The organism is Sphingomonas sp., assembly GCF_031372575.1.
In the GTDB taxonomy this organism is placed as follows: domain Bacteria; phylum Pseudomonadota; class Alphaproteobacteria; order Sphingomonadales; family Sphingomonadaceae; genus Sphingomicrobium.
In genome coordinates, this window is sequence record NZ_JANMLM010000092.1 from 13,571 (window position 1) to 26,074 (window position 12,504).

14 protein-coding genes are annotated in these 12,504 nt (G+C 62.4%); 2 read left to right on the forward strand and 12 right to left on the reverse strand.

Annotated features, from left to right (window positions below):
• The 4 genes from RMN73_RS09390 to RMN73_RS09405 form a co-directional block, all read right to left on the reverse strand.
• Positions 1–2,199, reverse strand: coding sequence for a polysaccharide biosynthesis tyrosine autokinase (locus RMN73_RS09390; protein ID WP_309603061.1), 2,199 nt, complete (start codon positions 2,197–2,199; stop codon positions 1–3).
• A gap of 43 nt (positions 2,200–2,242) precedes the next feature.
• Positions 2,243–2,938 carry a polysaccharide biosynthesis/export family protein gene (locus tag RMN73_RS09395; protein WP_309603062.1) on the reverse strand — a complete coding sequence of 232 codons (696 nt, stop codon included), beginning with the start codon at positions 2,936–2,938 and terminating at the stop codon, positions 2,243–2,245.
• 76 nt (positions 2,939–3,014) lie between these two features.
• Positions 3,015–3,815, reverse strand: a complete 801-nt coding sequence (locus RMN73_RS09400; protein WP_309603063.1) for a metallophosphoesterase — start codon at positions 3,813–3,815, stop codon at positions 3,015–3,017.
• On the reverse strand, positions 3,812–4,948 hold the full coding sequence (locus tag RMN73_RS09405; protein ID WP_309603064.1) for a glycosyltransferase family 4 protein: 1,137 nt from the start codon (positions 4,946–4,948) through the stop codon (positions 3,812–3,814). Before RMN73_RS09405 ends, RMN73_RS09400 begins: the two co-directional genes overlap by 4 nt.
• A 212-nt stretch (positions 4,949–5,160) precedes the next feature.
• Here RMN73_RS09405 and RMN73_RS09410 point away from each other — a divergent pair, with 212 nt between their 5' ends.
• On the forward strand, positions 5,161–5,580 hold the full coding sequence (locus RMN73_RS09410; protein ID WP_309603065.1) for a hypothetical protein: 420 nt from the start codon (positions 5,161–5,163) through the stop codon (positions 5,578–5,580).
• Positions 5,581–5,660: 80 nt separating this feature from the next.
• On the opposite strand, the gene RMN73_RS09415 is transcribed toward RMN73_RS09410, so the two are convergent.
• The 4 genes from RMN73_RS09415 to uvrC all read right to left on the reverse strand — a co-directional run bounded on the left by RMN73_RS09415 (position 5,661) and on the right by uvrC (position 9,258).
• On the reverse strand, positions 5,661–6,059 hold the full coding sequence (locus RMN73_RS09415; RefSeq protein WP_309603066.1) for a hypothetical protein: 399 nt from the start codon (positions 6,057–6,059) through the stop codon (positions 5,661–5,663).
• A gap of 90 nt (positions 6,060–6,149) precedes the next feature.
• Positions 6,150–6,539 carry a Co2+/Mg2+ efflux protein ApaG gene (apaG, locus tag RMN73_RS09420; protein WP_309603088.1) on the reverse strand — a complete coding sequence of 130 codons (390 nt, stop codon included), beginning with the start codon at positions 6,537–6,539 and terminating at the stop codon, positions 6,150–6,152.
• A 35-nt stretch (positions 6,540–6,574) separates the two neighbouring features.
• Entirely contained in the window at positions 6,575–7,312 is a 738-nt protein-coding gene (gene recO / locus RMN73_RS09425) for a DNA repair protein RecO (RefSeq protein WP_309603067.1), read from the reverse strand.
• 2 nt (positions 7,313–7,314) lie between these two features.
• Positions 7,315–9,258, reverse strand: coding sequence for an excinuclease ABC subunit UvrC (gene uvrC, locus RMN73_RS09430; RefSeq protein WP_309603068.1), 1,944 nt, complete (start codon positions 9,256–9,258; stop codon positions 7,315–7,317).
• 74 nt (positions 9,259–9,332) lie between these two features.
• On the opposite strand from uvrC, the gene RMN73_RS09435 reads away from it, so the two are divergent.
• Entirely contained in the window at positions 9,333–9,533 is a 201-nt protein-coding gene (locus RMN73_RS09435) for a DUF6356 family protein (RefSeq protein ID WP_309603069.1), read from the forward strand.
• A 10-nt stretch (positions 9,534–9,543) separates the two neighbouring features.
• Here the strand turns inward: RMN73_RS09435 and RMN73_RS09440 are convergent, their stop codons facing one another.
• From RMN73_RS09440 to RMN73_RS09455, 4 genes are all read right to left on the reverse strand, one after another.
• A complete protein-coding gene (locus RMN73_RS09440) occupies positions 9,544–9,795 on the reverse strand; it encodes a hypothetical protein (protein ID WP_309603089.1) in 252 nt (83 codons plus the stop codon).
• The gene (locus RMN73_RS09445) at positions 9,785–10,507 is read right to left on the reverse strand and encodes an amino acid racemase (RefSeq protein WP_309603070.1); all 723 of its coding nucleotides are present in this window, start codon (positions 10,505–10,507) and stop codon (positions 9,785–9,787) included. The genes RMN73_RS09440 and RMN73_RS09445 overlap by 11 nt, the downstream gene beginning before the upstream one ends.
• Positions 10,508–10,615: 108 nt before the next feature.
• Entirely contained in the window at positions 10,616–12,028 is a 1,413-nt protein-coding gene (locus tag RMN73_RS09450; RefSeq protein ID WP_309603071.1) for an NAD(P)(+) transhydrogenase (Re/Si-specific) subunit beta, read from the reverse strand.
• Entirely contained in the window at positions 12,021–12,503 is a 483-nt protein-coding gene (locus tag RMN73_RS09455; RefSeq protein ID WP_309603072.1) for a DUF417 family protein, read from the reverse strand. Before RMN73_RS09455 ends, RMN73_RS09450 begins: the two co-directional genes overlap by 8 nt.
• Position 12,504 lies beyond the last annotated feature (1 nt).

Sequence of the window (12,504 nt, forward strand, 5' to 3'; positions counted from 1 at the left end):
TCATCCCGCGTCAGACTGATGCGAAATCAGGATGAGCTCGTCGCTGCGCTGCTGGATTGCTCCATATTTGTAGCGATTATACCCGTAGGCCCCCACTTCCTCGACCGACTTGGTAAGCACGGCACCAAGAACATGCGCCCCGCCAAGCCGGAGCCGTTCGAGGGCGTCGCGCGCGGAGCGGGTGCGGGTCTTGCCCGATTCGACGATCATCACCACGCTTCCAACCACGGTCGCGAGCAGGGTGGCGTCGGCCAGGCCGAGCACTGGCGGCCCGTCTATAATGACCCGGTCGAACTGTTGCGCTGCTTCACGAAGAACGGCCTCAAAGCGTGGCGTGGCCAGCAAGTCGGCCGGATTCGGCGGAGTCGGCCCGCACGGCAACAGATAGAGGTTATCATATTGCGTATCGAGCACGTGCAAGCGGATCGATTCGCTATTGGTCAGCAATTTGGTCAGACCGTGACGGTTGGACTGCGCCTTGAACACCGGACGGCGCAAATCGGCGTCGATCAGCAATACCCGCTCACCACGCCGCGCATAGTTCTGCGCCAGCGCCAGCGCCGAGGATGACTTGCCCTCCGAGGCCATCGTGCTGGTTAGCAGCAACGTCTTGGGCGCGCCCTGTTCGGTGCTAAAGCGCAGCGCCGCCAGAACCGCCGAATAGGCCTCGGTCGCAACCGAACTGACATCCTTCAACTCCTCGACGATCGGCTGTCCGGCATTGCTCTTGGGAATGACCCCGAGGCACGCCAGCATCAGCTTGGAGCGAACATCGTCGCGGGTCTTGATCGTATCGTGGATGAACTCCATCGCCAGCGCGATACCAAGACCGGCGACCAGGCCGATGATCAGTCCAGCCAAGAGGTTGAACTGGAGGTTCGGTTTATACGGGCCGCCGGGCACTTCGGCGCGATCGACGATCGACACTGGCGACGTGCCGACGCCCGCGGCCACGCCGACCTGCTTATAGCGTTGCAGCAACGCGTCGTAGAGGCCGCGATTGGTATCAACATCCCGCTGGAGGATGTTGTACTGGATGCTTCGTCCACGCAGGTCGAGCACCGATCCGCGCAATTGGCCGACCTGGCTGCGAAGCGAATTCTCGGTCGCCGCAGCTGCCCGATAGTCCGCCAGCAAGTTCGTTGCCTTGCCGCTGGCGACGCGCGATTGCTCGCTTCCAATCTGACGGTTGAGCTCATCAATTCGCGAGCGCAACGCGATCATGTCCGGATGGTCGGGCTTGAGCAGCGTCAATTTGTCCTGATAATCTGCCTCCAGCGCCGCCTTGGATCCGCGCAATCCAGAGGCACTCGCAGTGACTTCGGCAGAGCCGCCAGCAAGTCGCGCCTGGCGATAGGCTCCCTCGGCCATAACCCGGCGAGCGGTCGCTTCGGCAAGCGCGCCGTTAAGCGCAATCAGCGAGCCACCCTGCAATGACGAGGCATCGGTGGTCGTCGATCCAGCTTCGCCCGAACCGGTGTTGATGATCCCTTGAGCCTGGGCATACGTAACCAGCTGGCGCTCCGATTTTTCCAATTCTCCGCGGGTCTTGTTGATCTGCTGAAGGAGGAAATTGCGGGCATAATTCGACGCATCGAACCGGCGCTGCAAGCTCGAGTTGATGAAGCTGTCGGCAATCCCATTGGCGACCTTTGCCGCCAGTTCAGGGTTGGTTGAAACATAGGAATAGCGAATGAGCTGGCCGTCTTCGGGCAATTCCGCCGTGAGGCCGCCCGCAACGATTCCGGTCGCCGTACGAAGGCGGGTCGCGGGGTCGCCTCCTTTGCCCACTAGCGACTCGTCGCCGGCCAGGTTGAGTTCCTGCGCAACACGTTCGGCAAGGGTCCTGCTACGCAACAACCCAACCTGCGTCGCGATAAAGTCCCAGCTGGTTGCGGTCGGCGCCTCGCCGCCGTCTTTCTCGTTCAAAATCTCGACCTTGGGCGGGTTGACCTCAAGCGTGACATCCGCCCGATACATTTTGGGCGTCAGCAAGGTGATGATCAGCCCACCAATCAGCCCGGCAATGGCTGCGGCCAGGATCAGCTTTCGATTTTCCTTGAAGACCCGCAGCAGCGATTGGACATCTAGTCCGCCGCCGCTGTCGCGATCCTCCAGATGAAGCCCATGGCTGCGCACCGGACCAAATGGCTCGGGCAGCGATTGGCGGTCGCCCGGGTGCACAATGTCATTTCCCACCGATTACTCGCCCTCATTCAAATTGGTAATTGCAAAATTCGTCTCAAAACGGCCTGAAAATCGATAGCATTCCAATCGAATCCAACACCCTTTTTTGAAGTGCCTTGATTGCTGAACCATCGACGATGATGATGTCGCCCGGATAGACTGCTGGATCAGGTGCCTCACCGCGTCGGATCGAGGTCAGATCAAACGCCGCCGCTTGTCGCTGACCACTGATTTGCCGGAATACCGCGACCCGCCGCGGGTTCGCATCCGCGGTCGGCCCGCCTGCCTGCGCCACTGCCTGAAGCAGGGTCATCGGACCATTGACTCCGAATGTGCCGATCTTGTTGACCGCCCCATCTACTGTCACATTGCGACGCGTCGATGATTTGACGCCGACGCTGACGTCCGGATTCTGCAGGTATTTCTCGCCCAGCTTCGCGGTCAGTCGATCGTCAAGTTCGGCCGTGGTCATGTCGACCGCGCGGACGCTGCCGATCAGCGGCACAGAGATTTGACCGGTCAGATCGACTTCATAATCGCCGGACAAATCAGGCAATTTGAACACTTTGACCGACAACGTATCGAGGGGTGCGATGCGATAGCCTTGCTCGAGTGGGACGACCATCGGCGCATCCGGCGCCCCGAAAGTCTTGACGTCATAGGGAATGGGACCCCCGCGCCGCTCGGCACACCCACCGAGAGCAGGCAATGCAAGCATTGCGATCAGACATTGGATTGATCGTGAGGTCATTAAGGCCACTGCAACGCTCCCAAAACGGGTACACTCAACTTCGAAACGGCGACTTAGCAACCTGACGCGTTGCTGGCTACCGCGCGAGACCTTCCTTGGCGAGCGCCTGACGGCTGGCCTGCAAATACCAACGTTGATCGCGTTCCAGCGCGATTGCAGTCAATCTTCCATGGACATACGCACCAGTGTCGATACCGATCCGACCAATGCCTTCATCGACGTCCATGCTGATGGTGTGGCCGTGAACAATCATCGCCTCGTGGCGCCCTGGATGATCGAGGAACGGGCCGCGAATCCAGCGCAAGTCAGCCTGGGATTGCTCGGCCAGCGGCACCCCCGGACGAATGCCAGCGTGGACGAACAGATAGTCGCCCGCCCGGAATGTGTCGGCGAAGCTCGCGATAAACGCCTGATGCTCGGGCGGGATGGCCGTGCGAAGCTTCGCAATCACCTGATCGCCATCCAGCTTCCCTAGGCTGGACACGCTCAAGCCGTAACTTCGCGCACATTGCGCGCCGCCGAACCGCAGCCAGTCACGAATCAAATGCCCCTCGCCATTGAGAATCCGAAGCAATACTTCCTCATGGTTGCCGGCCAGAAATTCCAGCCGAGTACCGATCGGGCGGTAGGTACGAAGTCGTTCGACCACCTGCGCCGAACTGGGACCGCGATCGATGATGTCGCCGAGGAACACCAGGGTCACCTGGGCCATTCCCCGCGCGACCGTGTCGGCTTCGATCTGGCCGAGCAAATCGACCAACAGATCGTCCTGTCCATGGACGTCGCCAATCGCATAAATGCGATGCCCGTCAGGGACTGCAGGCGCGGAATCCCAGCGTCTCGGCGCTTTTTGCCAGAAAGACAGCAATCCGCTCACCGGCCAATTTCCGAAAGATAAGCCGCCGCAACCAACCTCTGGTCAAATTCGGATTCGACCTTGCGTCGCCCGGCACCACCCATCGCTTTCCGCTCGCTTGGCGTTATGGCGATCATTTGCTCCATCGCATCGGCGAGCGATGCTGCCGAGCGGACCTCGCACAGCAAGCCGGTCACTTTGTGGTCAATCACGTCGTGGCAACCGGGGACGTCGCTGGCGATCAACGGGCGGGCCATTGCGGCACCTTCGAGCAAGCTGCGCGGAAGTCCCTCGCGGTAGGAAGGCAAGACGATGCAATGCGCGGCGGCAATATAGGGTCGGACATCTTCGCTTGCACCGAGCAACTCCACGATCGATTCTTCGGACCAACGATCAAGCGCGGCTTGCGGTACCGCGCTCGGGTTGTCGCCGCCGCCCGCACCCAGCAATTGGAAGCGCGTGCCCGGATGACGCGCCCGGATTGACCGCGCGGCTTCGACAAACTCGGCAATCCCCTTGTCGAGCAACAGGCGGGCGATCAACAGGAAACAAATTTGCCCGTTGTCCGGCAGGGGGGTGGGCGCAAAGTGGGTCAGGTCGATGCCTGATCCGGCAACTAGCCGCGCTTGGCCGGGGCGAACGATCTTGCGCGCGATGAACAGGTCGCGATCGGTTGGGTTCTGGAATATCACCGCCCTCGCGCGCGCCAATGCCACCCGGTAAAGCCCCATTAAGGTTCGGCCGAGAACTCCTCCCTTGAGAAACGCCGAGCCAAGCCCGCTGATTGTCGCCATTACGGGAATACCGGTCAGGCGCGCGGCGAGCGAGCCGTAAATATTAGGCTTGGCAGTGAAGCCCAGGAACATGGCCGGGCGCTCGGCTCGTAGCAGCCTGAGGTAATCGAGCAACAGTCGTATATCTTCGGTCGGTGAGGTGCCCGATCCGCTCATCCGTAACGGACGGAATGTCGCCCCCATCGCGACCAAGGCATGTTCGTTCCCATCGGCGGGCGCGGCGGCGACGACGTCATATCCAGCGGCCACCAACGCCTCGATGATTGGTTTACGAAAATTCGCAAGGTTCCAGGCGCTGTTCGACGAAATCAAGATTTTTGTGCGTTTTTCAGGCTTTACGGGCGACGTCATGCCACGCATTTGAACGAGCGGAGGAGCAGAGCGGCGGGCTGGCATTGGCACCACATCAGGGCCTTGCACGGCGGTTGCAAGCCCATCGTCACGAACATGTCCAAAAGCCTTAACCCAATCGGAAACTATTCCCGTCTAGGGGAGTTAAGAATCTCCAGAACAAACCTTAACATGATGAATCTTTTCATCTATGGCCGTGGATATCAATGAGGAGTGTAGTCATGCTCGGTGGCGTGCCCGGTAAAATCACTGCGTTTTGCGCGGCCGTCGCCTTGTGCGCGGGTCCGTCGTTCGCGTCGGCATCGACTGTTTCGGCCGGTCAGCAGCAGATCAGCCCGATGGTTGCCCTGAGCATTTTTGGGTCGCAGGCTTCGGCCTCCGCATTATGTGGTGCGGCGGTAACGAGCTCCGCTTCTGCAGCGGCCACGGCGCAGGCGCCGGTCGGTGGCTGTGTGCTTCCCGTTGTAGATGCGCCGCCGCCGCTCCCGGTTGCTGAAGCTGCGCCGATTGCGCCGTTGCCAGCAGCGGGCGTTGGCATTACGCCAATCCTGCTCGGACTGGCCGGTATCGCTATTCTTGCGGCCCTGATTGCCAGCCAGGGAAGTGGTAATGATAATAATCCCCCGGTCAGCGTAAACTGACCGGCGCGATCGCCGATTGACGGTCGACAAAAAAGCCCCGCGAAAGCGGGGCTTTTCTTTTGGGTTGACCGGGAAGCGGCTTAGCCGCGCTCACCCATGTTCTGGGCCTGAACCGGCTGCTGGTTGACGCCGTTGGGCGACCAGCTCGAAACCGCCTGGCAATTGCTGGTCAGCGTGACCCGCTGACCGGCCTGGAACGCTTGCGCATAAGGCCAGCATTCCGACGCTGCACCTGAGTTCAGGCACAGATTACGGTTGGCGGCGGTCCAGCTGGCGTTGACCACCCGGCCCGACGGACTGATGATCCGCGCTGCGCCCCCGGCATCGAAATAGACGGTGTTGGCGACGCCATTGGTCTCGACCACGATCGACTGGCCGACGATTTCGCTTCCCGGAACCCATTCCTGGGCAACTGCTGCGGCGGGCATGGCGACCATCGTCGCAATCATGAGCTTGGTGGCAATCAAACGCTTCGACATCATACCCTCCGAAAATCGGGACAATCCGGTGGTAACACCGAAACAGTTTAAAAATAACCCATTTTGCGCAGGAAAGTTGCGGCGAACGGCTTAAACCGGGCTGAGCAAGGAGAAGTGTGGGATTTCGACATCAAATCCGGCGCCGTCTTCGTCGACCATCCGGTAACTTCCGCGCATCGACCCGCTGGCGCTGTCGAGTGGACAGCCCGAGACATAATCGAAGCTCCCGCCAGCAGGGATCAGTGGCATTTCGCCGACCACGCCTTCGCCTTTGACTTCATGCGCCACGCCGCGTCCGTCGACGATGATCCAGTGTCGCGACAGCAATTGCACGGGCTTGTCGCCGGCATTTTCGATTCGCACATGATAAGACCAGAACCAGCGGCCGGCATTCGGCGCGCTCTGTTCGGCGAGATAGGAGACCGCGACCCGAACGTGGATCCGCCCTGTCGTCGCGACATGGGGGAACAGCATCGCCATCACATCAAAGGCAGGAGTCTCGGCCATGGCCGACGCTAGGCCAGCCCAGCGGCCCGGTGCAAGCGTTCGACCAAGCGGTGGCGCGATTCTGCCACCGGGGTCGATCGATCGCTGATCACGTCGCGCAGCAGGAAGTGGCCGGTCAGCGCCAGGCCATCGACAATATCGGGCCAGCCGGCGGTGCCGCCCTCACGCACGAATGTCGGCAGTGGCAGCAGCTGACCGAGATACGGTTCTGCCTCGGCCGCACTGACCGCCTTGCCCGATCGCGGGCTGACAGCAACCAAGCCATCATGGTCGCCGGTCACCACGCACTGGTCGAGATCGAGCCCGAAACCGAGTTCGGCCAGCATCAGCAATTCGTACCGCACCAGCGCCGCCCCCCACCCACTCGCCGCTGGCGCCGCCTCGACTGCTGCCAGCAACCCATCGAGCGCGGCGTGAAGGCGCGGATATGGCTGACCTTCGGGCAAGGCAGTGGCGGTCAATGCGGTCGCCCAGTCAATCGCCGCAGCGGGCAATGGCTCGGCCAGCAACGGCCCGCGACTATGAAGCAATTCAACTGTCGCTTGCGGAAGCTGACCCTCGGTCCGTGCTGACAATTCGGCCTCGACCTCATTGCCAGCCATCAGCACCGGCCGAAGCCGCCGCCCCCGCGCGCCGCGAACATAAGCTGCCTGAAGCCCATGATCGGGAGTCATCATCCGCACGATCGCACCATGCTCGCCATGGATCCGGAGCGACAGGATGATCGCGGGCGTGGTGAAGCGCATTCCTATCCCCGCGGGTGGAAATAGTCGTAGATTTGCGCCGCCATCGCCTTGCTGATCCCCGGGCTCCGCTCAAGATCGTCGAGCGCCGCACCCTTGACTGCCCGCGCCGTCCCGAAGTGCATCAGCAAGGCGCGCTTGCGGTTGGGGCCGATGCCGGGGACATCGTCGAGCGTGCTGGTGGTTAGGCTCTTGGCGCGCTTCGCCCGGTGGGTGCCGATGGCAAAGCGATGCGCCTCGTCGCGCAGCCGCTGGAGGAAGAACAGCAACGGCGCATTGGGCGGAAGCGTCAGTTTGCGGCCACCGGGAAAGTGAAACACCTCGCGCCCCTCGCGGCCGTGGTGCGGGCCCTTGGCGACGCCGACGACCGGGACATCGCTGACCCCCGCTTCCTCCATGATCGCCATCACCGCCGACAGCTGCCCCTTGCCGCCGTCGATCAGCAGCAGATCGGGCCATTCGCCCTCCTTGCGGTCGGGGTCCTCTTTCTCAAGCCGAGCAAAGCGCCGCTCGAGCACTTCCTTCATCATCGCGAAATCGTCGTCGGTCTGCGCCGTCTTGATGTTGAACTTGCGATAGGCGTTCTTGCGGAAGCCCTCTGGTCCGGCGACGATCATCGCGCCGGTCGCATTGGTTCCCATGATGTGGCTGTTGTCATAGACCTCGATCCGCTGCGGCGGCTCGGGCAGGTCGAAAGTCTCGGCCAGCTCGCGGAGCAATTTTCCCTGCGTGGTGCTTTCCGCCAGCCGCCGCTCGAGCGCCTCGACCGCATTGCGCTGCGCCTGGTCGATCAGTTTCTTGCGCGCGCCGCGCTGCGGCTGGTCGATTTCGACTTTGGTCGTCGCGCGTTCGGACAAGGCCTCGGCCACCAACTCGGCCTCGGGCAAGGCGCGGTCGAGCAGGATCCGGCGCGGCGGCGGCACTTCCTCGTAAAATTGCATCAGGAAGTCGGTCAGCACCTCATCCTCGGGCACATCCTGAGTGTGCGCGGGGAAGAAGCTGCGATGCCCCCAATTCTGCCCGCCGCGGATAAAGAATGCCTGGATGCACATCTGCCCGGCATTGCTGGCGAGCGCGAAGATGTCCCCATCGCCAAGCCCCTCGGCATGAACCGTCTGCGATCCCTGGACATAGGTCAGCGCGCGCAGCCGGTCGCGATAGACGGCGGCCAGTTCGTAATCCTGCTTCTCCGCCGCCTCGGCCATCGACTTGCCGAGCCGCGCCTGCACCCCAGTCGACTTGCCCGCGAGGAACGCCTTGGCATCCTCGACCAGCACCGCATAATCCGCCTCGTCGATCCGCCCGACGCAGGGCGCCGAGCAACGGCGGATTTGGTAGAGCAGGCAGGGCCGGGTGCGGTTGGCGAAGAAGCTGTCCGAGCAGCTGCGGAGCAGGAACAGTTTCTGCAGCGCGTTGAGCGTCGAGGTGACCGAACCGGCACTTGCGAACGGCCCGAAATATTGCCCCTTGGAGCGCCGCGCGCCGCGATGCTTGCGTACCTGCGGGAAGGGATGATCGTCACGCAGCAGGATGAAGGGGAAGCTTTTGTCGTCGCGCAGCAGCACGTTGTAGGGCGGGCGGAAACGCTTGATCAATTGCGCCTCCAGCAGCAGCGCCTCGGCCTCGGTCCGGGTGGTGACGATCGTCATGCTGCGGGTCTGGCTGACCATACGCTGCAACCGCCGAGGAAGCTTGGTCACCTGTGTGTAGCTGGTCACCCTATTCTTGAGTGCTTTGGCCTTGCCGACATACAAGACATCGCCCTTCGCATCCTGCATCCGGTAAACTCCGGGTCGCGCGGGGAGCGTCTTGAGAACATTGCGGATCGCCGCCACCCCGGCGTCGAGGTCAGGCGCCTCGCTGCCGCGCACGGAATAAGTCGCCGCCTCCTCATTGAAGCGCGCCGCGGCATTGGGCTGATCGGGCCGGTCGGCGGGTGTGCGGTCCATCCGGGCGATGTAGGCGCGGGCCCCGAAGGACGCTAGAGCAGAGCCCGAGCAGCCTGGCGCTTCGGGAGGAAAACATGATCGGCGCATCGAAACGGCATCTGGGTGAAGCAGGCGAAGGCTATGTCGAGCATCTGCGCTTTGCCACCAAGGTCGGCGCGGTGGCGATTGGGTGCGGGCTGGCCTGCTTTGCCCATGCTCTTGTTCCGGCGATCTTCCCGACTACCGGCAGCCGGGCAATTGCGCGCCTCAATCAATTGCTGGACGAGCGCCACTGACGGGAATCGGCTAGTCCCGAGTAACTCCGACCACCTCGAACACATAGTGCTTCCACCCGCGCTGCCGCGCGGCATCGTTGGTGGCGGTGCGCTTCTTGGTCGCTTCGGCGAGCGACTTGGTGTGGCCCCAGAAGACTTCGGTCTTGCCGCCCTCCAGCGTCGCGACGATCCGCCAATAATGGGTATAGGCGATCGATGTCGGACCGATCGTTTTCACGTACCCGTCGGGCAGGGTCGCGGTCAGGAGATGCTTACGCGGCAGCCCGTTCCTCGCGCTGGTCGGTTTCGCTCAGCATCCAGTCGACCGCGGCACGCGCGTGGATCGCGGTGGTGTCATAGACCGGGAGCACATTGGCGCGGACATCGACCGCCATTGCCAGCTCGGTGCAACCAAGCACGATCGCCTGGACCTTCTGCTTGGCGAGCTCGGTGATCAAGGTCTTCAACTTGCGCTGGCTGTCGCGGACCACGCGGCCGGCGGCGAGTTCGTCATAGATGATGCGGTCGACTTCGACGATCCAGCTGGCCTCGACCGGCGCGAAAGCAATGCCGCGCGCACCGATCCGGTCGCGGATGAACGGTTCGGTCATGACAAAGCGCGTGCCGAGCATCGCGACATTGGTGCGACCGTCGGCCACGAGCCGATCGGCGGTGACATCGGCGATGTGGAGGATCGGCAGCCCGGTCTCCGCTGCTGCCGCGCCCTCGACCTTGTGCGAGGTGTTCGACGCCAGCAACAAGGCTTCGGCGCCGCTCGCCTTCAGCCGTCGCGCGGCCTCGACCACCGCATTGGCGACCCCGTCCCAATCGCCCGACTGTTGCATCGCCGCGAAGGGCGCGAGGTCGAGGCTTTCAATCACCAGTTTCGCGCTGTGCAGCCCGCCGAGCCGCTGCGCGACCAAACGGTTGATATGCTCATAATAAAGCGCGGTCGACGACCAGCTCGTCCCGCCGATGATGCCCAGCTTCTTCACGTCAGACCCCTTCCCGCAACCGTTGCGCGATTGGCCGGAGCGTAAGGGGATTTTCATGTTAACCCAAGGCGTTAACGGTGCGACTTGTGAACTTTTTTGGGACGCTTTTCAGCCCAGCGCCTTGACGATTTCTTCAACCATCTTCTTGGCGTCGGACAGCAGCATCATCGTGTTGTCGCGGTAGAACAGCTCGTTATCGACTCCCGCATAACCAGCACCGCCCATGCTGCGCTTGATGAACAAGACGGTGCGCGCTTTCTCGACGTCGAGCACCGGCATGCCGTAAATCGGCGAGGTCTTGTCGGTCTTGGCGGCAGGGTTAGTGACATCGTTGGCGCCGATCACGAAGGCGACATCGGCCTGCGCGAACTCGCTGTTGATATCTTCCAGCTCGAACACTTCGTCATAGGGCACATTGGCCTCGGCCAGCAGGACGTTCATGTGCCCCGGCATCCGACCGGCGACGGGGTGGATGGCATATTTGACCTCGACCCCCTGCTTCTTGAGCATGTCGCCCATTTCGCGAAGCGTATGCTGCGCCTGTGCCACTGCCATGCCGTAGCCGGGAACGATGATCACCTTGTCGGCCTGTTGCATCAGGAAGGCGGCGTCCTCGGCCGAGCCGCGCTTGTAGGGGCGGTCGATCGCTTCCGCCGCGCCGCTGCTGGCGACCGCGCCGAAGCCTCCGGCGATAACCGAGATGAAACTGCGGTTCATCGCGCGGCACATGATGTAACTGAGGATCGCGCCCGACGAGCCAACCAAAGCGCCGGTGATGATCATCGCGCTATTGTGCAATGTGAAGCCCATCGCTGCAGCAGCCCAGCCCGAGTAGCTGTTGAGCATCGACACTACGACCGGCATGTCCGCCCCGCCGATCGGGATGATCAGCAGGAAGCCGATCGCGAAGCTGAGCGCGACGATGGTGAAGAACACCCACGGTGCCTGATCCTGCGTGAAATAGCCGATCAGCCCCAGGATCGCGACCAGGGTACCAAGATTGAGCACATGGCGCAGCGGCAGCAGGATCGGCGAGCCCGACATATTGCCGTTGAGCTTGAGGAAGGCGATGACGGAACCGGAGAAGGTGATTGCACCGATGGCGACGCCGAGGCCGAGTTCAATGCGACTGGCCTGATGGATCAGGCCGTCGGGATCGGTGATCCCAAATGCCTGCGGGTTGAGATACGCGGCAACGCCGACCAGCACGGCGGCCATGCCGACAAGCGAATGAAACGCCGCGACCAATTGCGGCATGGCGGTCATCTGGATCCGCCGCGCGGTGACCAGCCCGACCGCGCCACCGATGGCGATGGCGGCGGCAATCTCGATCAACCCGGCGACCTGGTGGACGAACAAGGTGGTGCCGACCGCGATTCCCATGCCGATCATGCCGAAGCGGTTGCCGCGCTGGCTCGAGACCGGGCTCGACAGGCCGCGCAAGGCGACGATGAAACAGATTCCGGCGATGAGGTAGGCGATCAGGACCCAAGCCGGGGTCGCGACGGCGGCCTCATCCATGAGAGACGCGCCCCGCCTGATAGCGCCGCCAGCCATCGCGGGCGAGCATCGCGCATGCCGCCAATAGCACCACGTCCTTCATCAGGAATTGCCCGCTCGAACCAAGCGCGGGAAAGCCATAACCCTCTTGCCAGGCGGTTGGCGCGGTCAGCATGAAACTGAGCGTGATCAGGAAGGTCGCGACCCCCATCAGTCCGCCGAGCAGTGAGGCCAGCGCGACCCGCTGGCCAAGCGCGATCATCACACCCGCCGTTAGTTCGATGACCCCAATCACCGCGCTCGCCCCCGCTACGCCGACCAGCGGGTAAAGCCAGCCGAATGCCCAGTAATTCTGTGCGATCCCGGCGACGCCTTCGGCTTCGTAGGCCGCAAATTTCATCCCGCCGAACCAGAAGAAAATGAGGACAATCGACCAGCGCACCAGCGAGATGCCTAGATCGTCGCGCGAACCGGCACCGGATATTTGGGTGGCCATT